This window comes from Micromonospora sp. SD12 (genome assembly GCF_052068495.1).
GTDB lineage: Bacteria > Actinomycetota > Actinomycetes > Mycobacteriales > Micromonosporaceae > Micromonospora > Micromonospora echinofusca.
Window position 1 is genome coordinate 1 of the sequence record NZ_JBQHDF010000010.1, and the last position, 22,449, is coordinate 22,449.

The 22,449-nt window shown below is 76.2% G+C and carries 7 protein-coding genes; 3 read left to right on the forward strand and 4 right to left on the reverse strand.

Features of this window, described 5'->3' with window-relative positions; translation table 11 throughout:
• A partial coding sequence (locus ACTMS2_RS19615; RefSeq protein WP_441176695.1) for a type I polyketide synthase occupies window positions 1-1,687 on the reverse strand: 1,687 nt, incomplete at its 3' end.
• A gap of 284 nt (window positions 1,688-1,971) precedes the next feature.
• Here ACTMS2_RS19615 and ACTMS2_RS19620 point away from each other — a divergent pair.
• Window positions 1,972-2,733, forward strand: coding sequence for a thioesterase II family protein (locus ACTMS2_RS19620; protein ID WP_363905175.1), 762 nt, complete (start codon window positions 1,972-1,974; stop codon window positions 2,731-2,733).
• Between the two features lie 70 nt (window positions 2,734-2,803).
• Here ACTMS2_RS19620 and ACTMS2_RS19625 read toward each other — a convergent pair whose 3' ends face one another.
• The 3 genes from ACTMS2_RS19625 to ACTMS2_RS19635 all read right to left on the reverse strand — a co-directional run bounded on the left by ACTMS2_RS19625 (window position 2,804) and on the right by ACTMS2_RS19635 (window position 20,269).
• The gene (locus ACTMS2_RS19625) at window positions 2,804-3,691 is read right to left on the reverse strand and encodes a class I SAM-dependent methyltransferase (protein WP_441176696.1); all 888 of its coding nucleotides are present in this window, start codon (window positions 3,689-3,691) and stop codon (window positions 2,804-2,806) included.
• 29 nt (window positions 3,692-3,720) lie between these two features.
• Entirely contained in the window at window positions 3,721-5,292 is a 1,572-nt protein-coding gene (mhpA, locus tag ACTMS2_RS19630) for a bifunctional 3-(3-hydroxy-phenyl)propionate/3-hydroxycinnamic acid hydroxylase MhpA (RefSeq protein WP_441176697.1), read from the reverse strand.
• A gap of 76 nt (window positions 5,293-5,368) precedes the next feature.
• Window positions 5,369-20,269 (reverse strand): SDR family NAD(P)-dependent oxidoreductase, encoded by a 14,901-nt coding sequence (locus ACTMS2_RS19635; RefSeq protein ID WP_441176698.1) that lies wholly within the window; start codon window positions 20,267-20,269, stop codon window positions 5,369-5,371.
• 224 nt (window positions 20,270-20,493) lie between these two features.
• On the opposite strand from ACTMS2_RS19635, the gene ACTMS2_RS19640 reads away from it, so the two are divergent.
• Window positions 20,494-21,330 (forward strand): hypothetical protein, encoded by an 837-nt coding sequence (locus ACTMS2_RS19640; protein ID WP_441176700.1) that lies wholly within the window; start codon window positions 20,494-20,496, stop codon window positions 21,328-21,330.
• Window positions 21,311-22,351 carry a 3-dehydroquinate synthase family protein gene (locus ACTMS2_RS19645; RefSeq protein ID WP_441176701.1) on the forward strand — a complete coding sequence of 347 codons (1,041 nt, stop codon included), beginning with the start codon at window positions 21,311-21,313 and terminating at the stop codon, window positions 22,349-22,351. Before ACTMS2_RS19640 ends, ACTMS2_RS19645 begins: the two co-directional genes overlap by 20 nt.
• The last annotated feature ends 98 nt before the right edge of the window (window positions 22,352-22,449 follow it).

Genomic DNA, 22,449 nt, shown 5'->3' on the forward strand with positions numbered 1-22,449 from the left:
CGTCGACGTCCGAGCCCCACACCACCGCACGGTGCTCCAACGCCGCACGCGTCGTCACCAACGACCACGACACATCCACCGGCGACAGGTCGGACCGGTCCCGCACGAACGACGCCAACCGCCCAGCCTGACCCGACAGGGCACGCTCCGAACGACCCGACACCACCCACGGCACCGGCGTGCCCGCCGCGTCTGCCGACCCGGTCCGGCAGGGCTCGCCCCGCGACTCCGCGCCCGTGGCGGCCACGGACTCCACCACCGCGGCCACCGGCTCCGGCGTCGCCCCGCCCTCGATCTCCGGCGCTGCCTCCGGCTGCTCCAGGATCACGTGCGCGTTCGTCCCCGAGATGCCGAACGACGACACACCCGCCCGCCGGGGACGCTCCACCGCCGGCCACTCGCGCGTCTGCGTCACCAACTCCACGGCACCGGACGACCAGTCCACATGCGACGACGGCGCGTCCACGTGCAGGGTCGCCGGCACCACACCGTGCCGCATCGCCGAGACCATCTTGATGATCCCGGCCACCCCGGCAGCCGCCTGCGTGTGACCGATGTTCGACTTCACCGACCCCAACAACAACGGCACATCCCGACCCTGCCCATACGTCGCCAACAGAGCCTGCGCCTCGATCGGATCACCCAACGTCGTACCCGTGCCGTGCGCCTCCACCACGTCGACGTCCCCGACACCCAGCCCGGCATTCGCGAGGGCCTGCCGGATCACCCGCTGCTGCGACGGACCGTTCGGCGCCGTCAACCCGTTCGACGCACCATCCTGGTTCACCGCCGTGCCCCGCACCACCGCCAGGATCCGACGGCCGTCACGTCGCGCGTCCGACAGCCGCTGCACCAGCAGCATCCCGACGCCCTCGGCGAGCGCCGTGCCGTCCGCCGCGTCGGCGAACGCCCGGCAGCGGGCCACCGGGGACAGGTTGCCCTGCCGGGTGAAGTCGACGAACACCGCCGGGGTGGGCATCACCGTCACGCCGCCGGCCAGCGCGAGATCGCACTCGCCCGACCGCAGCGCCTGTACCGCCAGGTGCAGCGCCACCAGCGACGACGAACACGCCGTGTCCACCGTCACCGCCGGCCCCTCGAACCCGAACGAGTACGCCACCCGGCCCGAGGCGATGCTGCCCGCGTTGCCGAGACCCAGATAGTCCTCCACGCCCGCCGGCGGGGTCTCCGGCGGATGGGCGTACCCGCTGTGGGTCATGCCGGCGAAGACCCCGACCCGGGCGCCCTTCAGGCTGGTGGGGTCGATGCCCGCCGACTCGACGGCCTCCCACGAGGTCTCCAGCAGCAGCCGCTGCTGCGGGTCCATGGCGAGGGCCTCACGCGGCGAGACCCCGAACAGTCGGGGGTCGAACTCGGCGGCGTCGGGCACGAAGCCGCCCTCGCGTACGGAGGAGGTGCCCGGTCGGGAGCGCTCCGGGTCGTAGAGCGCGTCCAGGTCCCAGCCACGGTCGGTGGGGAAGGAGGCGATGGCGTCGCCGCCGGCCGCGACGAGGTCCCACAGCTCCTCGGCCGTGCGTACCCCGCCCGGGAACCGGCAGCCCGTACCGACGATCGCGATCGGCTGCTGAGCCTCGGCCTCGACGTCCCGGAGCCGTTGCCGGGTCCGCCGCAGGTCGGCGGTGACTCTCTTCAGGTACTCCCGGAGCTTCTCTTCGGTGTCCATCAACCCAGCCCATCGCGATTCACGGCGGAGACTCGACGTAAGCGACGGTACGAATGCGCAGAAGTCTCAGGCGACACCTGTATCTGTCGTTCGGCTCGCTCGGCCGAGAGCCACGCAGATCCCCATCTGCGGGGAGAAGTTATTGGGTCCGCGCGAGCGCGGACAACCCCTAACCAGGCAACCGACCAGCTAGGGGTGTCCGGTCCCGACCCGTCGCACTAGCGTCGCCTCGACCGGGTCCGCGTCGATCCGGTCGGAACCGCAGCCGCCGGAAGGACCGCCACAGGATGACCACGCCAGATACCGACAACGGATTGTGGGTGCGACGTTTCCACCCGGCTCCGGGCGGCGCCCGGCGGTTGGTGTGCCTGCCGCACGCCGGCGGCTCGGCCAGCTTCTACTTTCCCGTCTCCCGTAGCCTCTCCCCCGGCGTCGAGGTGCTGTCGATCCAGTACCCGGGCCGGCAGGACCGCCGCCACGAGAAGTGCATCGGTGACATCCACCAGCTCGCGCGTGAGGTGTTCACCGTGCTGCGGCCGTGGATGGACGAGCCGGTGGCCATCTTCGGGCACAGCATGGGGGCCAGCGTCGGCTTCGAGCTCGCCCGGCTGATCGAGCAGGACGGCGGTTCGGCCGCGCACCTGTTCGCGTCCGGGCGCCGCGCGCCGTCCCAGCCGCGGCACGAGACGGTGCACCAGCTCGACGACGAGGGCCTGCTGGCCGACGTACGGAAGCTGAGCGGCACCAACTCCGCCGTCCTCGGTGACCCGGAGATGCTGCGGGCCGCGTTGCCGGCGATCCGCAGCGACTACCGGGCCGCGGAGACCTACACCTACCGGCCGGGTCCGCCGCTGAGCTGCCCGATCACCGTCTTCACCGGCGACGACGACCCGAAGACGACGGTCGAGGAGGCCCGGGCCTGGTCGACCCACACCACGGGTCCGTTCGACCTGAAGGTCTACCCGGGCGGGCACTTCTTCCTGGCCGAGCACCAGCCGGCGGTCCTGCGGGCCATCTCGACGGCCCTGAGCACGGCGCCGGCGGTCTGAATCCGAACGGCCGAGGGGCCCGTCCACCGGTGTCACGACCGGTCGGCGGGCCCCTCGTCCGTGCGGGGCGTCACCGCTTGTGGCCGACCGCGATCACGTAGTCGAGCTGCGCCATCTCGCGCTTCATGAGGTCCTGGTTCTTCCAGTGCGCGGCCATGCTCTTGCGGACGGCGGGCTTGACGACGGCGCGGAACTCCGGGTCCTCGGTCCGTCCGGCCATGTACGCCCGCCAGCCCTCCCAGGTGCGGTCCTTGATCGAGTGCACCTCCGGGTTGGCGAAGCCGGCCTCGACGAGTTCCTGCCGGTACGTGTCCCGGTCGTGCCAGTTCTCCTTGGGGATGCTGAACTTGACGAAGCTCAGCGGGCCGGACTGGATGGCCGCCCGCACGACGTCGCCGCTGACCGGGATGATGTCGGCCGTGGCCAGTACGCCGCCCGGGCGCAGCACCCGCAGCGCCTCGGCGAAGAACGCGCTGCGCGGGTAGAAGTGGAAGGCGGACTCCAGGGCGACGACCCGGTCGAAGGTGTTGTCCTCGAAGGGCAGTTCGGTGGCGCTGCCCAGCCGGAAGTCGGTCCGGTCGGCGAGGCCCTCCTCCTGCGCCCGGCGCTGCGCCGCCTCGACGTGGTGCGGGGTGATGTTCAGGCCGTACACCTTGGCGACCTGGCGTTCGCGCAGCCACTTGAAGTCCTGGTCGGCGTAGCCGAAGCCGACGTCGAGGACGGTGTCGTCGGGCTTGAACCCGGCGGCGTCGGCCAGCTTGTCGGCCAGCGCCTCGGCGGCCGTGTCGAGGTCGGTGACCCCCTCGGACCAGTAGCCCACGTTCATGTAGTGGGTGCGGCGGGCGGCGAACTCGACGTCGGGCGACTGGATCTCGTAGAAGCGCCGGACCCGGGTGATGGGGTCGGCGGTGAAGACCGTGCGGATCGCCCGGCCGGCGATCTTCAGGTTCTCGAACATGTGGGTTCCTTCCGGTGGATGGATGCCGATCAGCCGCGCCGGACCTGCTGGCGCAGGTCCTCGACGAGCGCGGGCACACCGGCCGGGTCGGCGGCCGTGCCGAAGACGTAGAAGTCGGGCCGGACGAGCACCGCCACGGCGTCGTACCGCTTGAGGTGGGGCAGGTACACGTCGTCGAGGTCGAAGGCGGTCGGCGCGGCGCCGGGTCCGGGGGCGGGCGCACCGGCGGGAACGACCCGGACGACCCGGGCGTCGAGCGAGTCCAGGAAGGCCCGGGCGTCCGCGTCGAGCAGGCCGTCGGGGTCCTCGGCGCAGAGCAGGACGAAGCCGGTGCCGACGACCTCGTCGAAGAGCCCCGTGCGGCCGTCGACCTCGACGCGCCCCTGCGGCATCGGCACACCGGCGCCGGCGGCCTCGTCGGTGCGGCCGTGCAGGACCCCGCCGGCGAGGGGCTCCAGCAGGGAACGGGTACGCGGGCGGGCGGTACGCCGGCGCAGCTCGGCGAGCATGGCGGCGTCCCGGCCGGCCGCGGCGGCGCGGTCGGTCTCGCAGATGACCGTGCCCGAGTCCATGGACATCCGGATGGCGTGCTGCACGTGCGCGCAGCGCTCCTCCTGGTAGGTGTCCAGCAGAGCCTCGTCGGCCAGGCCGCGGTGCACCAGGTCGAGCTTCCAGGCGAGGTTGAGGGCGTCGCGGAAGCCCGAGCTCATCCCCTGCCCCATGAACGGCGGCATCACGTGCGCCGCGTCACCGGCGATGAGGATCCGCCCGGAGCGCCAGCGCCCGGCCGAGCACGCCTGGGTGGTGTAGACGCCGTACCGCTCCAGGGTCGCGTTGTCGGGCGTGATGTCGAAGAGGCCGAGCAGCCGCCACACGCTCTCGACGCTCTCGAACTCCTCCCGGCTCTCCCCTGGCACCCGCATGAACTCCCACCGCCGGTGCCCGGGGCCGGCCGACACGGCCGTGCGGGGGCGCGCCGGGTCGCAGACCTGCAGGTTGTTCGGCTTGAACTCGCGGGCCTCGTGCGGCACGACGTCGCAGACCAGCCAGTCGTACGTGAAGCCGAGGTCGGTGACGCCGCCGCCCAGGTGCTCCCGGACGAAGCTGTTGGCCCCGTCGCAGCCGACGACCCAGCGGGCCGCGCGGACCTCCTCGCCGTCCGGTCCGGCGATGGTGACCTCGACCCGGTCGTCGTGCTCGACCAGGCCGGTCACCTGGTACGGGCGCAGCACCGTGACGCCCGGCAGTTCCGCTCCCCGCTCGGCGAGCAGCGCCTCCAGTCCCGGCTGGTAGAAGGAGACCGAGTCGGGCCAGCCCATCGGGCCGTCGCCGGTCACCTTGACGTGCAGCAGGGTCCGACCGAAGCCGTTCTTGAAGGTGTACTCGCCCGACGACTCCACCACCGGGCCGAGCCGGTCGGCGACGCCGGCGGCGGCCAGGATGCGGCTCGCCTCCCCGTCGTACGACACGGCGCGCGGGAAGTTGTACGGGGTGGCCCAGCGCTCGACCGCCGTGACGGTGAGCCCCCGCTGCGCCAGCAGGATCGTGAGCATCTCACCGACGGGGCCGTAGCCCACGATCAGGACGTCGGTCATCAGCATCGGTATCGGTTCCTCGCAGGGTCGGTCGGACACGGTGTCGCAGGGACGGCTGCCGTGCGGGGCGGCCGGACGGCCATCAGAGACCGAGTTCGGAGTCGATGAGGTCGAAGAGGTCGTCGTCGCTGGCCAGTTCGAGGTCGAGGTCGGGATCGCCGCCCGATCCGGCGCGCATCGTCCGCCACTTGGCGATGAGCACCTCCAGGCGCGACCCGATCTGCTCGTGCAGCTCCGGTTCCACGCTGGCCTCGGTCAGCGAGCGTTCGAGGTTCTCCAGGTCCGCGAGGACCGGCGGAACCTCCGGGCCGGTGTCCGGTGCCAGCTGCGACACCAGGTACGTGGCCAGCTCGTTCGGGTCCGGGTAGTCGAAGATCAGCGTGGCCGGCAGGCGCAGGCCGGTGGCCGTGGTGAGCCGGTTGCGCAGCTCGACGGCGGTCAACGAGTCGAAGCCGATCTGGCTGAAGGCCCGGCCGGGGGCGACCGCGGCCCGGCTGCCGTGCCCGAGCACGCTCGCTGCCTGCTCGCGTACGAGGTCGACCACCAGGTTGTGGCGCTCGGGTCCCGCCAGTGCCGCCAACTCGTCGGCGAGGGTGCGCGCGCCGCCGCTAGGGGTGGCCGAGCGCGCGGTCGGCCGTTCCCGCCGCAGGAGCCCGCGCAGCAGGGCCGGGGGCCGCTCGACCCGTTCGCCGAGCGCGGCGACGTCGATCCTGGTCGGCACCAGCACCGGCTCGGCCAACCGCAGGCCGGCGTCGAACAGGGTCATTCCCAGGTCGGACGGGATCGCGAGCTGCCCGTCGCGGGCGGTGATCCGGGGGTCGGTGCGGTCCAGCTTGGCGGTCATCTCGCTGGCCTGCTCCCACAGCCCCCAGGCGAACGAGCGGCCCGGCAGGCCCTCGGCGCGACGCGCCAGGGCGAGCGCGTCGAGGAACGCGTTGGCCGCCGCGTAGTTGGCCTGACCGGGCACGCCGAAGACGCCGGCGCCGGAGGAGAACAGCACGAAGCCGGCCAGGTCGAGGTGGCGGGTGAGTTCGTGCAGGTGCCACGCGGCGTCGAGCTTCGGCGCGAAGACCGTGTCGACGCGCTGCGGCGTCAGGGCGGTGACCACCCCGTCGTCGAGCACCCCGGCGAGGTGCACGACCGCGGTCAGCGGGTGCCGCGCCGGTACCGCCTCCAGCACCCGGGCCAGGGTGTCCCGGTCGGCCACGTCGGCCGCCACCACCGTGGCCTCGGCCCCCAGCGAGCGCAGTTCGTCGACCGCCTCGACCGCCCCGGGGGCCCGCTCGCCGCGGCGGCTGACCAGCAGCAGCCGCCGTACGCCGTGGGTCTCGACCAGCCGCCGGGCGACCAGCCGGCCCAGGGTCCCGGTCCCGCCGGTCAGCAGCACCGTGCCCTCGGGGTCCCACGCCCGGGGCGTGGTCAGCACCACCTTGCCGACGTGCCGGGCCTGGCTGACGTGCCGGAACGCCTCCGGCGCCTGGCGGACGTCCCACACCTGGGTGGGCAGCGGGGTGAGCGTCCCCCGTTCGAAGAGCCCCAGCAGCTCGACGAGCATGCGCTGCACCTCGTCGGGGTCCTCCAGGGTCAGGTCGAAGGCGGTGTAGGCCACCCCCGGGTGGTCGGCGGCGACGATGTCGGCGTCGCGGATGTCGGTCTTGCCCATCTCGATGAACCGTCCGCCGCGCGGCAGCAGCCGCAGCGAGGCGTCCACGAACTCGCGGGCCAGCGAGTCCAGCACCACGTCGACGCCCCGTCCGCCGGTGACCTCGGCGAAGCGGGTCTCGAAGTCGAGGGTCCGGGACGAGGCCAGGTGCTCCTCGTCGAGGCCCATCGACCGCAGGGCGTCCCACTTGGCGGGGCTGGCGGTGGCGTACACCTCGGCGCCGAGGTGCCGGGCGAGCTGCACGGCGGCCATGCCGACGCCGCCGGCCGCCGCGTGCACCAGCACGGACTCGCCCCGGGTGAGCCCGGCCAGGTTGACCAGCCCGTGGTACGCGGTCAGGAAGACCACCGGCACGGAGGCGGCCTCGACGTACGACCAGCCGGCCGGCATCGGGGCCAGCAGCCGGCGGTCGGTGACCGCGACGGGCCCGAAGCAGCCCACGAAGACCCCGAACACCCGGTCGCCGGGGCGCAGGTCGGTCACCTTGGCGCCCACCTCGACGACCTCGCCGGCGCCCTCGCCGCCGAGCGGCCCCGCGTCGCCCGGGTAGAGGCCGAGCGCGTTGAGCACGTCGCGGAAGTTCAGGCCGGCGGCGCGGACGCGCACCCGGACCTCGCGGGGGCCGAGGGCGACGTCGGCGGCGTCGGTGGGAACCAGGGTGAGGTTCTCCAGGCTGCCGCGCACCGGCGCGTCCAGGCGCCACGCGGCGGCGGGCGGTACGGTCAGCTCGCCGGCCGAACCGGCCCGCGCCAGTCGCGGCACGTACGCCGCGCCGCCCCGGATCGCGGCCTGCGGCTCGTCCGCCGCCAGCAGGGCGGCGACCTGGTCGGGGCCGATCCCGTCGCCGTCGACGTCGACGACGACCACCTGGCCCGGGTTCTCCGACTGGGCGGAGCGCACCAGACCCCACGCCGCCGCGGCGGCCGGGTCGGTCACCTCTCCGGCGTGGTGCACGGCCACCGCGCCCCGGGTCACCAGCAGCAGCCGGGACGCCGCCCAGCGGGGTTCGGTGAGCCAGCGCCGGACCAGGTCGAGGGCCCGTACGGCGGCGTGGCGCGCCGCCCGGGGGGTGGGCTGCGCGGGGTCCGCGTCGAGCGGCACGAGCACGACCCCGGGCAGGGCCAGTCCCGCGTCGACGGCGTCGGCGAGCCCGTCCAGTCCCGGCTGGAACGGGAACCCGGCCAGGCCGGGGGCGACGGCCACGGCGTCGACCGGGGTGGCCGCGTCGGCCGGCGGCAGCGGCGTCCAGTCGATCCGGAACAGGGCGTCGCGGGTGGCGCGGTCGTCGGTGACGGCCAGCTCCGCGGCGGAGATCGGCCGCATGGTCAGGGCGGTCACCTCGGCGACCGGGGCGCCGGTCGGGTCGGCGGCGGTCAGCGCGATGGCGTGCGGCCCGACCTGGGTGAGCCGTACCCGCAGGGCGTTCGCGCCGGTGGCGTGCAGGCTGACGCCGTTCCAGGCGAACGGCAGCAGCAGCCGCCCGTCGCCGGCCCCGGCGAGACCGCCGAAGTGCGCGGCGTGCAGGGCGGCGTCGAACAGGGCCGGGTGCAGGCCGTAGCGGTCGGCGTCGACCCGCTGGGCCGCCGGCAGCTCCACCTCGGCGTAGACCTCGTCGCCGCTGGTCCACACCGCGCGCAGCCCCTGGAACGCCGGCCCGTACGCGTAGCCGTCGGCCGCCAGCCCGCAGTAGAAGCCGGTCAGGTCGACGGGCCGGGCGTCGCGCGGCGGCCACGTGGTGAGCTGCGGCGGCGCGGCGGGCTGGTCGGCGCAGAGGGTGGCGCTGGCGTGCCGGGTCCACGGGGTGCCCGCCGGCGCGTCGGCGGGTCGGGAGTGCACGGTCACCGGGCGGCGCCCGTCGTCGCCGCCCGCGCCGACCGCCACCTGCACCTGCGTGGCCCCGTCGGCGGGCAGGGTGAGCGGGGCCTCGATGACCAGCTCGTCGAGGACGGGGTGGCCGATCTCGTCGCCGACGCGGAGACAGAGCTCCACCAGGCCGGTGCCGGGCACCAGCACGCTGTCGGTGACCCGGTGGTCGGCCAGCCACGGCTGTGCGTCGGTCGACAGGCGCCCGGTGAACAGGTGGCCCCTCGTCTCGGCCAGCGCGATCGACGCGCCGAGCAGCGGGTGCCCGGCGGCGTCCAGGCCGGCGGCGCCGACGTCGCCGACCTCGCGCAGGGGCCGGGGCCAGTAGCGGCGGTGGGCGAACGCGTACGTGGGCAGGTCGACCCGCCGGCCGCCGGCCAGCGCGGGCCGCCAGTCCACGGCGACCCCGCACACGTGCAGCTGGGCCAGGGAGAGCAGGAACCGTTCCCGGTCGCCCTGGTCGCGCTGCACCGAGCCGACCACCACGGTCTCGCCCTCGTGGTCGGCGAGGGTCTCCTCGACGCCGACGGTGAGCACCGGGTGCGGGCTGCACTCGACGTACGTGTCGTGGCCCTGGGCCGCCAGCGAGCGGATCGCCCCTTCCAGCTCGACGGGCTGGCGCAGGTTGCGGTACCAGTAGTCGGGCCCCATCTCCTCGCCGTCGAGCCAGCGCAGGTCGGTGGTGGAGAACAGCGGCACGGCCGCCGGGCCGGGGGCGATGCCGGCCAGCACCTCGGCCAGTTCGTCGCGGATGCGTTCCACCTGGGCGGAGTGGGAGGCGTAGTCGACGGCGATGCGCCGCACCCGGGCCTGTTCGCCGGCCAGTTCGGCGAGCAGTTCCTCGACCGCCTCCGGGTCGCCGGAGACCACGACCGCGGCCGGGCCGTTCACGGCGGCGACCGAGATCCGGTCGCCGAAGCGGGCGATCCGGTCGCGGACCGTGTCGGCAGGCAGCGCGACGGAGGCCATCGCGCCGTGCCCGGCCAGGGCCCGCAGCGCCCGGCTGCGCAGCGCCACCACGCGGGCGGCGTCGGGCAGGGAGAGCACCCCGGCGACGCAGGCGGCGGCGATCTCGCCCTGCGAGTGGCCGACCACGGCGGCCGGCTGCACGCCGTGCGAGCGCCACAGCTCGGCCAGGGACACCATCATCGCGAACAGGGCGGGCTGCACCACGTCGACCTCGTCGAGGCCGGGCGCGCCGGGCACCTGGCGCAGCACGTCCAGCAGCGACCAGTCCAGGTACGGCCGCAGGGCCGCGTCGCAGGCCGCCATGCGTTCGGCGAACACGGGGGCCTGGTCGAGCAGGTCCAACCCCATGCCGAGCCACTGGGAGCCCTGCCCGGGGAAGACGAAGACGCACCGGCCGGCGGGCCGGGCCTCGCCCCGCGTCACCGCCGGGTCGGGCCGGCCCTCGGCGAGGGCGTCGAGGGCGGCGGCGACGCGCTCCGGCGACGCGCCGACCAGCACCGCCCGGGAGTCGAAGGTGCTCCGGCTGGTGGCCAGCGACCAGGCCACGTCGAGGGGCCGCTGGTCGGGCCGGGCGGCGAGGTGCTCGCGCAGCCGGCGGGCCTGGCCGGCGAGCGCCTCGGGGGTACGCGCGGAGAGCAGCCACGGCAGGGCGTGCGCCTGCGGCGGCGTGGGAGCCTCGGCGGCCTGCGGCGTCGCCTCGGCGACCGCCTCGACGATCACGTGGGCGTTGGTGCCGCTGATGCCGAACGACGAGACGCCGGCGCGGGCCGGCCGGTCCGCCGGGCGCCACGGTCGGGCCTCGGTGAGCAGCTCCACGGCCCCCGAGTCCCAGTCGATCCGCGAGCTGCGGCGCTCGGCGTGCAGGGTGCGGGGCAGCCGGCCGTGCCGCATGGCGAGGACCATCTTCAGCACCCCGGCCACGCCGGCCGCGGCCTGGGTGTGCCCGAGGTTGGACTTGACCGAGCCGAGCAGCACCGGCGGGGCGCCGACGGGGCGCTGCCCGTACGTGGCGAGGATCGCCTCCGCCTCGATGGGGTCGCCGAGCGACGTGCCGGTGCCGTGCGCCTCGACGACGTCCACCTCGGCGGCACTCAGCCCGGCGGCGCCGAGCGCGGCCTTGATGACCCGTTCCTGCGACGGCCCGTTCGGGGCGGTCAGCCCGTTGGACGCGCCGTCCTGGTTGACCGCCGAGCCGCGGACCACGGCCAGCACGGGGTGGCCCCGGCGGCGGGCGTCGGAGAGGCGCTCGACCACCAGCATCCCGACGCCCTCGGACATGCCGAAGCCGTCGGCGTCCTCGGCGAACGCCTTGCACCGCCCGTCGGCGGCGAGACCACGCTGCCGGCTGAAGCCGGTCAGCCCGGCCGGGGTGGACATCACCGACACGCCGCCAGCGAGGGCCAGGTCGCAGTCGCCCTGGCGCAGGGCCTGCACGGCCAGGTGCAGCGCCACCAGCGACGCCGAGCAGGCGGTGTCCACGGTGACGGCCGGTCCCTCCAGCCCGAGCGCGTACGCGACGCGACCGGAGAGGACGCTGCCGGCCGTGCCGGTGAGCAGGTGCCCCTCGTCGGCGGTGACCTCGCCGTCGTCGGACACGACGCCGGGGGCGACCCGGTCGGCGTAGTCCTGCCCGTGGGTGCCGGCGAAGACACCGGTACGGCTGCCGCGCAGGGTGACCGGGTCGATGCCGCCGCGCTCCAGCGCCTCCCAGGAGGTCTCCAGCAGCAGCCGGTGCTGCGGGTCCATGGCGAGGGCCTCGCGGGGGCTGATGCCGAAGAACGCGGCGTCGAAGTCGGCGATCCCGGTGAGGAACCCGCCGGCCCGCACGTACGTGCGTCCGGGCGTGCCGGGCACCGGGTCGTAGAGGTCGGCCAGCGGCCAGCCGCGGTCGTCGGGCAGGTCGCCGATGACGTCGGCGCCCGCGTCCAGCAGCCGCCACAGCTCCTCCGGGGAGCCGATGCCGCCGGGGAACCGGCAGGCCATCGCGACGATCGCGACCGGTTCGTCCAGGGCGACGGTGGTGGCGTCGGTGACCTCGGTGGCGGCGGTACCGAGCAGCCGGGCGTGCAAATGCGCGGCGAGCAGCTCCGGGGTGGGGTGGTTGAACACGGCGTGCGGGGCGAGCCGGACGCCGGTGACGGCGGTGAGCCGGTTGCTCAGCTCCACGGCCATCAGCGAGTCGAAGCCGAGGTCCTTGAACGGGCGGCGCGGCTCGACCTGCTCGGGGCCGGCGTGCCCGACCACGGTCGCGCACCGGGTGCGGACGAGCTCCAGCAGCAGCTCGGCGCGGTCGGGCTCGGCGAGTTCGGCCAGCCGGTCGGCGAAGCTGCTGGCGGAGGCGGGCGCGGAGTCGGCGTTGACGGCCCGGCGGGGCGGCGGCGGCAGCAGGGCCCGCAGCAGGGCGGGCACCTCGCCGGAGGTGCGTACGGCGGCCAGGTCGAGCCCGATCGGCACGAGCGCCGGCCGGTCGACGTGCAGGGCGGCGTCGAACAGCGCCAGTCCGGCGGTCGTGTCGAGGGGGCGGGTGCCGCCCCGGGCGAGCCGGGCCAGGTCCGCCGGGGTGAGCCGGCCGGCCATCCCGTCCTGGGCGGCCCACAACCCCCAGGCCAGCGCGGTCGCCGGGAGTCCCTGGGCGCGGCGGTGTGCGGCGAGCGCGTCGAGGAACGCGTTGCCGGCCGCGTAGTTGCCCTGACCGGGGCTGCCGAAGGTGGCGGCGGCCGAGGAGAAGAGCACGAACGCGGCCAGGTCGAGGCCGGCGGTGAGCTCGTGCAGGTGCCACGCGCCGTGCACCTTGGACCGCAGGGCCCGTGCCCAGCGGGTCGGGTCGAGGTCGGTGAGCAGGGCGTCGTCGGTGGCCCCGGCGGCGTGCACGACGGCGACCAGCCGGTCGGCCAGCGGGGCGACGACCTCGGCGAGCGCCGCCCGGTCGGCGACGTCGGCCGCGACCACGCGGACGGTGACGCCGGCGTCGGTCAGCGCGGTCGTCCAGTCGCCGGCCCGGCCGCTGCGGCTGACCAGCACCAGCTCGGCGACGCCGTGCACGGTGGCGAGGTGGGTGGCGACGTGCCGGCCGATCCCGCCGGTGCCGCCGGTGACCAGCACGGTGCCGCCGGCCAGCGCCGCGAGCGGCGTACCGGTCGGGGGCCGTTCGACGGGGTGGAGGCGGGGCAGCAGCGCCCGGCCGTCGCGGACGGCGACCTCGGGTTCGTCCGCCGCGACGGCCAGCGCCGACCGGACGGTGGCGTCGTCGGTGGCGTCGAGGCTGAGCAGGAGGAAGCGGTCGGGCTGCTCGGCCTGGGCGACCCGGACGAGCCCGGCCACCGGCGCGTGCACCGGGTCGCCGTCGCGCACGGCGAGGGCGAGGCGGGTGGTCTCCGCGCGGGGGTCGGCGAGCCAGTTCTGGAGCACGCCGAGCACGGCGAGGCCGACGGCGTGCGCCCGGTCGGGCACCGGCCGGCCCGGCTCCCCGTCGCCGACCCGCAGCACCAGCAGCGGCGGCAGCGGGCCGTCCGGCGGTGTGCCGTCGGCGAGCGTCCAGGTGGGCGCCGGGGTCGCCGGGAACGCCGCGGGCAGCCAGTCGACGGCGTACAGCCCGGCGGGCGCGGCCGGGGGCGCCGGCGCGTCGGCGGGCGGCAGGTCCACGCTCCGCAGCACCACCCGGTCCACGTCGAGCACGGGCACGCCCGCGTCGTCGACGGCGCTCAGCGTCACCGCGTCCGCCCCGGCCGGGGCCAGGCAGACGCGCAGCGCGTGCGCCCCGACGGCGTACCGGCGCACGCCCGTCCACTCGGTGGGCAGCAGCCGGGCGGTGGGCCCGGCGTCGGCGCCGGGCGCGAAGTCGGCGAGCGGGAGCAGGCGCAGGGCCGCCTCCAGCACCAGCGGGTGCACGCCGTACCGCTCGGCGTTTGGGTCGCGGGTGTCCTCGGGCAGGCGTACGTCGACGAAGAGCCGGTCGGCGGCCACCCACGCGGCCCGGGCCAGCTCCCCGACCAGCGCGCGGTGCTGCGGGGCGGTCAGGTCCACCGGCCGGGCCCCGGTGGGCGGCCAGGTCGGGGCGAGGGTGCCCCGCCCGTTCTCCGGGTCGACCGGGCCGAGCACGGCCTCGGCGACCTCACGCCAGGGCTGCCCGTCGCCGGCCCGGACGTGGCAGTGCGCCACGCGGCGCCGGTGCTCGTCGGGTGCGGAGAGGACGACCTGCACGTCGAGGGTCGCCTCGCCGGGCAGCGGCACCGGCCCGGGGACGCTCAGCCGCTGCACGGTCGGGGTGCCGAACTGGTCGCCGAGGTGGGTGAGCATGTCCAGCAGGGCTGCGGCGGGCAGCAGGGCGGCGGTGCCGTCGGCGGGGGCGGCCAGCCACGGCCGGGTGGCCGCGGGGACCTGACCGGTGCAGACGACCTGTCCGGTGCCGGCGACCGGCAGTACGCCGCCGAGCAGCGGGTGCCCGGCGTCGACCAGCCCCACGCCGGCCGGGCCGCCGGTGCCGGTGGGAGCGGGCAGCCAGTAGTGCCGGCGCTGGAAGGCGTACGTGGGCAGGTCGACGCGGCGGTGCGGCCCGGGGCCGGCGAGGGCGGCGCGGTCCACGGCGACGCCCCGCACGTGCAGCCGCGCCACGGCGGCGAGCAGCGCCTCGGCCTCGCCGGCGGTGCCCCGGACGGCGGGGACGAACGCCAGCTCGTCGGCCTCGGCGACGAGGCAGTCCTGGGCCATCGCGGTGAGTACGCCGGCCGGGCCGATCTCCAGGAAGGTGGTGACGCCCTGCCCGTGCAGGGCCCGTACGCCGTCGTGGAAGCGGACGGTGGCCTGCACGTGCGCCACCCAGTAGTCGGGCGAGCAGAGCCGGGCCGGGTCGACGGGATGACCGGTCAGGTTGGACACCACCGGCAGGTGCGGGGTGCGGTACGTGAGGCCGGCGGCCACCGCGCGGAACTCGTCGAGCATCGGCTCCATGCGCGGCGAGTGGAACGCGTGCGACACCCGCAGCCGGCTGGTCCGGCGCCCGGCGGCGCGCAGGGTGGCCGCGACGGCCAGCACCGCGTCGGTGTCGCCGGAGACGACCACGCTGGTGGGGCCGTTGACGGCGGCGAGGCCCACCCGGTCGGCCAGGTGCGCGGCGACCTCGGCCTCGTCGGCCTCGACGGCGACCATCGCGCCCCCGGCGGGCAGCTGCTGCATCAGCCGGGCGCGGGCGGCGACGAGGGCCGCCGCGTCGGCGAGGGGGAACACCCCGGCCACGTGCGCGGCGGCCAGCTCGCCGACGGAGTGGCCGAGGACGGCGTCGGGGCGCACTCCCCAGGATTCCAGGAGGCGGTACAGCGCCACCTCGAAGGCGAACAGCCCGGGCTGGGTGTAGAGGGTCTGGTCGAGCAGCTCCGCCAGCTCGGTGCCCTCGGCGGCGAGGACGACGTCCGCGACGGGGTGCGGGGCGTGGCCGGCGAGGCAGCGGTCGAGTTCGGCGCAGGCGGCGTCGAAGGCGTCGGCGAAGACCGGGTACGTGGCGTGCAGCTCGCGCCCCATGCCGGCGCGCTGGCCGCCCTGCCCGCCGAAGAGCAGGCCGAGCTGGCCGTCGACGACCCGGCCGGTCAGCACGGTCGGCACGTCGGGGTCGGGCTCGCCGCGGGTCAGCGCGGTCAGGCCCGTACGGGCGGTGGTCGGGTCGGCGGCCAGCACCACGGCCCGGTGTTCGAGGGCGGCGCGGGTGGTGGCGAGCGCGTGCCCGACGTCGGCCGGGTCGGCGTGCGCCCCCGGCCCGTCGAGCCAGGCCAGCAGGCGGGCCGCCTGGTCGCGCAGCGCCTCGCCGGAGGCGGCGGCGAGCAGCCACGGCACGGGCGGTCGCCGGGTGGCGGCCCCGGACGACGGCTGCCGTTCGGCGGTCGCGGCCGGCGGCTGCCGGTCCGCGTCCTGCGGTCCGGCCGACGGGTCGGCGGGTGCCTCGACGATGACGTGGGCGTTGGTGCCGCTGATGCCGAACGACGACACGCCGGCGCGGCGGGGCCGGCGTACGTCGGGCCACGGGCGGGCCTCGGTGAGCACCTCGACGGCGCCGGCCGACCAGTCCACCTCCGACGTCGGGGCGTCCACGTGCAGGGTGCGCGGCAGCGTCCCGTGCCGCATGGCGAGCACCATCTTGATCACCCCGGCGGCCCCGGCGGCGGCCTGGGTGTGGCCGAGGTTGGACTTCAGCGAGCCCAGCCGCAGCGGTTCGGCGTCGCCGCGTCCCACCCCGTACGTGGCGAGCAGCGCCTGGGCCTCGATCGGGTCGCCCAGCCGGGTGCCGGTGCCGTGCGCCTCGACGACGTCCACGTCGGCGGCGGAGAGCCCCGCCGCGTCCAGCGCCCGGCGGATGACCCGCTCCTGGGCGGGCCCGTTGGGGGCGGTCAGCCCGTTGGACGCGCCGTCGGAGTTGACGGCGGAGCCCCGCAGCACGGCGACGACGGGGTGCCCGAGACGGCGGGCGTCGGAGAGCCGTTCCAGCAGCAGCACGGCGACGCCCTCGGACCAACCGGTGCCGTCGGCCCCGTCGGCGAACGCCTTGCACCGGCCGTCCGGGGCGAGCCCGCGCTGCCGGCTGAACTCCACGAACGCCTGCGGGGTGCCCATCACCGCCACGCCGCCGGCCACGGCGAGGGAGCAGTCGCCGGCGCGCAGCGCCTGGGCGGCCAGGTGCAGCGCCACCAGCGACGACGAGCACGCCGTGTCGACGGTGACCGCCGGCCCCTCCAGCCCGAGCGCGTACGCGACGCGGCCGGAGACGACGCTGCCGGCGGTGCCGACGCCGAGGTAGCCCTCGGTGCCGGGCGGCGCCTGGCGCAGGTTCGCGGCGTAGTCGTGGTGCATGACGCCGGTGAAGACGCCGGTGGCGCTGCCGCGCAGCGAGGTGGGGTCGATGCCGGCCCGCTCGAACAGCTCCCAGGACGTCTCCAGCAGCAGCCGCTGCTGTGGGTCCATGGCGAGCGCCTCGCGGGGGCTGATCGCGAACAGGGCGGCGTCGAAGTCGGCGGCGTCGGTCAGGAAACCGCCCACCCGCACGTACGAGGTGCCGGGACGGTCGGCGTCGTCGGAGAACAGGTGCGCCAGGTCCCAGCCCCGGTCGGTGGGGAACTCCGTGAGCCCCTCCCTGCCCTGCTCGACCAGCTCCCACAGCTCTTCGGGGGAACCGACGCCGCCGGGCAGCCGGCAGGCCATGGCCACGACGACCACCGGATCGTCCATGGTGGACGGGCTCGGCCGGTCCGTCCCGGGACCGACCCGGCCGGTGGCGCCGCGCAGGCGCTCGGCGAGGTGTCGGGCGAGGGCGTCCGGGCTGGGCCGGTCGAACGCGGCCGTGGCGGAGAGCCGTACCCCGGTGGCCCGCGCCAGCCGGTCGCGCAGGGCGACCGCGCTGACCGAGGTGAAGCCGAGTTCCTTGAAGGCGCGGCCGGGGCGGACGGCCGCCGGGCCGGACAGGCCGGCCACCTCGGCGGTGGCGGCGCGCACGAGGTCGAGCAGGAGCCGGTCCCCCTCGGCGGTGCCCAGCCCGGCCAGCCGGCGGCGCAACTCGGCGGCGTCCCGGTCGTCCGTGGCGTCGTCGGGCGCCGCGACGGGACCGCGCCAGGCGGGGTGCGCGGTGTCGGCGTGGCCCGCCGGGTGGGCGAGCAGGACCAGGTCGTCGCCGTCGTGCGCCACGTCGAACGCGGCGAGGTCGGCGCGGACGGCCGCCGTCGCGGCGCCGGTGGGCTCCCCCGGGCGACGTGCGGTCGCCCCGGCGGTGCCGGGCGACGGCTCCCGGTCGGCGGGCGCGCTCGTGCCGACGAGGCGGGCCGGGAGACCGGCGGTGCGGCGGCGGGCGGCCAGGGCGTGCAGGGTCCCGACGGCGGCGGCGGCCCGCTCCCGGCCGGCGGCGCCCAGCAGCAGGACGGACGGGACGAGGACGGTGAACGCGGCGGCCGGTTGCCGGGTCGCCGCGTCCAGCGCCGCGGCGAGGCCGAGCAGCCGGGCCACGCCCTCGTCGTCGGCCAGGTCGTCCTCGGACGGGCAGAGCACGACACCGCCGGTCGGCTCGTCGCCCGCCCGGTCGGCGGGCAGGACGGTGGCCTCGGCGCCGGCGGCGGAGAGTTCGGCGGCCAGGTCGCTCAGGGTTGCCCCGGCCGTATCGCCGACGTGCAGCAGCCGCAGCCGGCGGACCCGGTGCGCGGCGACGAGGTGCCGGGCCAGCGCCGCGCCGGTCGGTCCGTCGGCGCCGGTGATCGACACCGGGCGGTCCGGGTCGGCCACGGTCGCCGGCCGCGCCGGCACGGCCGCCGGGGCCGGCACGAGGGCCGCGTGCAGGGCGGCTCCGGCCCGCAGCGCGACCTGCGCGGCGCCGGCATCCACCACGGCGGGCAGCAGGGCGACCGACCGGTGTCCGGCGTCGTGGTCGACCAGCACGATCCGGTCCGGGTACGCGGCCTGGAGGGCGCGCCCGATGGCCGGGACGGCACCGGCCGCCGGATCGGGCCCGACCCCTCCGGCGGCGGCGTCGCCTGCGACACCCGCATCGCCCGCGCCTGGGCCGGTGGCCGCGTCGCCCGCGTCGGGGCCGGTCGGGTCGTCACCTGCGGGGCCGGTCAGCAGCACCAGCCGGGTGCCGGCGTACCGGTCGTCGTCGAGCCAGCCACGCAGCCGGTCGGCGAGGCCCGGCGCGGCGACGTCGGCCGGCCCGGCCAGCAGCACCGTCACGTCGGGCACGTCCGGGGCCTCGCGCAGGGCGGGCAGGTCCCGGTGGCACCGGAACCGGTCCCCGGACGCCGCCGCCCGCAGCGGCTCCACCAGCGCCTCGCTGCCCGGGCCGACGAGCGCCCAGTGTCGGGCCGGGGCGACGGCGGCCTGCGCGGCCGTCGGGACGGGCGCTTCGAGCGGCGGTACGGCGGCAAGGTCCAGCGGCCGCCAGGCGGACAGGCTCAGCGCCTCGTGGTGGCTGCCGTTGACCGCCCGCAGCCGCGCCGGCCGCTCGAGCAGGAGCCGCCGGGTGACCTTGCCGGAGGCCGTACGCGGCACCTGCCCGATCTCGTACAGCTCCTCCGGCACCTTGTGGTAGGACAGCTTCTCCCGGCAGGCCGCGTACCCGGCGCGGGGGTCGAAGCCCTCGGGACCGGGCACCACGAACGCCACCGGCACCTCGCCGAGCACGTCGTGCGGGCGGCCGGTCACCGCCACGTCCGCGACGCCGGGCACGGCGCGCAGCGCCTCCTCCACCTCGGCCGGGTGGATCTTCTCGCCGCCCCGGATGATCAGTTCCTGGTGCCGGCCGGTGACGAAGATGTTGCCGTCGGCGTCGCGGCGGGCCAGGTCACCGGTGCGGTACCAGCCGTCACGCAGGGCGGCGGCGGTGACCTCCGGCAGGCCGTGGTAGCCGAGCATGACGCTCGGGCCGCTGACCCAGACCTCACCCTCGGCGCCGGTCGGCACGTCCAGGCCGGTCTGCGGGCTGACCAGGCGCACCTCGACGCCGGGCACCGCACGTCCGCAGGAGCCCTCGACGCGGGGCTGGTCCGGCCGGGTCACGGCGATCGACCCGCAGGTCTCCGTGCTGCCGTACGCGTCGAGCAGCGGCGCGTCGAAGACCTCGTCGAACGCCCGGCGCAGCGCGCCGGTGGTGATCGCCCCGCCGACCAGACAGACCCGCAGGGCCGGGGCGCGGAAGCCGGTCTCCCGGGCGGCGGTGACCAGGTGGTGGTACATGGCCGGCACGCCGGCCAGCACGGTGGCCTCCTCCTCGTCGACCGCGCGTAGCACGTCGTCGGCGGAGAAGCCGTCGATGAGCCGGGCCGTGGCGCCGACCGCGGTCACGCTGAGCACGCACCCGATGTGCGAGAGGCTGTGGAACAGCGGCAGCGGCCAGACCACCCGGTCGGCGTCGGTGAGCCCGGGGATCGGCACGTAGCAGGCGGCGACGGACCAGAGGCAGGTGCGCTGGGTGGAGAGCACGCCCTTGGGCCGACCGGTGGTGCCGGAGGTGTAGAGCATCCAGGCGACCTCGTCGAGCCCCAGGTCGTCGCGGGCGTCCACGCCCGGCTCGGTGTCGACCAGGTCGCGCCACGCGATGACCCCGGCGGGCACGGGGCCGTCCCCGGTTACCACCAGCCGCAGGGCCCGCCGGTCGGCGCGCAGCCGCAGCAGTTGGTCGAGGTGCCGCTGGTCGGTGACCACCAGCACCGCACCGGAGTCGTCCAGCAGGTGGGCCAGTTCCGCGTCGGTGCTGTGCGGGTTCACCGGTACGCCGACCGCGGCGGCCCGCGTCACGGCCAGCCAGGTCTCGACCGTCTCCACCCGGTTGCCGAGGCAGAAGGCGACCCGGTCGCCCCGCCCGACGCCCGAGGCCGCCAGGTGACCGGCCAGCCGGCGGGTCCGCGCCGCCAGGTCGGCGTAGCCGACCGCCCGGCGCTCGTCGCGGAACGCGACCTTGTTCCCCAACCTGGCGGCGTGCGCCTCGATCAGATCGGACAACGGCTGGATCAGGTCGCTCCGAAGCATGTCACCACATCCGTCCGTCGGCGAGACTCCTCATCCGCGGCGTAGACCTCGCTCGCCGTAGCGGCCCAAGTCTTCCGAGCACCCTGCCGGCGTCCTACCCCTGTCACCCCCTAAGTCGTCCCCAGTTCGGACCGCCGATCCGGTGGTGGGACGGGCCGCAGGTCGATGATGGTGCGACCCCCGCAGACCGTCGAGTCCCGTGCTCCACCCGCCCGTCAGCCGAGGTGCCGTCGTTGGAACGCTGCTGGATGTTCGCCCGCTCGGCCGTGCCGGCCGAGGGATGCCCGGACACGCGGGTGATCGAGCTGGTCGGAACGGTCCTCACCGGCCTGGTCGCCGCCGCCCGCCGGGCCGATCCGGGCCTGGACTGGTTCTTCGACCCGGAGGGCTCGCCCGCCGGGCCACACGTGAGCCTCGGCTTCCACGCCACCCCGCCCGCGCTCGCCGCGGTACGGGCGCGGCTGCTCGCGTACGACCCGGGGGTGTCCTTCCCCGCCGACCGCCGGGTGGTGCGCGACGCCGCCCGGGGCGGCCCGCTCGCGTCCGCCGGCAGCGACCTGGCCCTGACCCTGCTCGGCGGGGACGCGCCCTGGCTGGCCGGCGTCGAGCTGCCGCTGGCCGTGGCGCACCTGCGGCACCTGACGGCGCTGGTGCCGGCGGCCGACCGGCTGGCGTTCCTCTTCCTGCACTGGCAGGAACGCAGCCAGCGGCTCACCGGCGCGCAGCGGCGGGACCTGGCGGCGCAGGCGGACGCCGGGGCGGAGAAGATCGTCCTGTCGGCCGGTGACCTGCCGCTGGGCGGGGAGGTCGCCGTGGCGTGGCAGCACTACCTGGACCGGGTGGCGGACGTGGTCGACCGGGAGCATCCGGCGACGCCGTCCGGCTTCCTGCTGGCGCACCACGCGCAGCTCACCCACGACCGGTGGGGCATCGGGCCGCAGGTCGACTCGCTGGCCGCGCTGGCGCTACGCCTGTCGATGGTCCGGGACCGCCCGGTCGTCGCCGCGCCCGTCCCCGTCGCCCGGAGGAGGCAGCAACCCCATGCAAGCGTCCGCGCCTGAACGCCGCGCCCCCGCCGAGCCCGCCCGGATCGAGGTGGCGCTCGGGGAACGCGCGTACCCGGTGCTGATCGGCCCCGGCGTGCGCCACCGGCTGCCGGCGGAGGTGGCGCGGATCGGCGCGCGGCGGGTCGTGGTGGTCTCGGCCCGGCCGCCGGAGTGGACGCCCGACCCGGGCGTGCCGCACCGGGTGGTGCCGGCCCGCGACGGCGAGCACGACAAGAACCTGGCCACGGTGGAGCAGCTCTGCCGGGCGTTCGCCGAGTTCGGGCTGACCCGCGCCGACGCCGTCGTCTCCTGCGGCGGCGGGACGACCACGGACGTGGTCGGGCTGGCCGCCGGTCTCTACCACCGGGGCATCGCGGTGATCCACCTGCCGACCTCGCTGCTCGCCCAGGTGGACGCCAGCGTCGGCGGGAAGACCGCGGTCAACCTGCCGGAGGGCAAGAACCTCGTCGGGGTGTACTGGCAGCCCCGGGCGGTGCTCTGCGACACCGAGCACCTGGACACGCTGCCGCGCCGGGAGTGGCGCAACGGGTACGGCGAGATCGCCCGGGCGCACTTCATCGGCGCGGGCGAGCTGCGCGGCCGCCCGGTGGCGGAGCAGATCGCCGCCTGCGTGGGGCTCAAGGCCCGGGTGGTGGCGGCCGACGAGCGCGACGCCGGCCTGCGGCACATCCTGAACTACGGCCACACCCTGGGCCACGCGTTGGAGCGGGCCACCGACTTCGGGCTGCGGCACGGCGAGGCGGTCGGCGTCGGCACGGTCTTCGCGGGCCGGCTGGCCGGCGTCCTCGGCCGCGTCCCTGCCGAGCGGGTGGCCGAGCACCACGACGTCGTGGCGGGGTACGGCCTCGACACCGACCTGCCCACCGGCGTCGACCACGACGAGTTGATCGCGCTGATGCGCCGGGACAAGAAGGCGACCTCCGGCCTGTCCTTCGTCCTGGACGGCCCGGCCGGGCCCGAGCTGGTCGCCGACGTCCCCGAGTCCGCCGTCCGGGCCGCCCTCACGGGCATGTGACGCCCGGCCGCTCGTACGGCGTCCGGGTCGGGCGGTTCGGCGGGCGCGGTCGCCGCCCACCGCGGCCCCCACTGGGCGGACCGGTCTCCCCCGGGCCG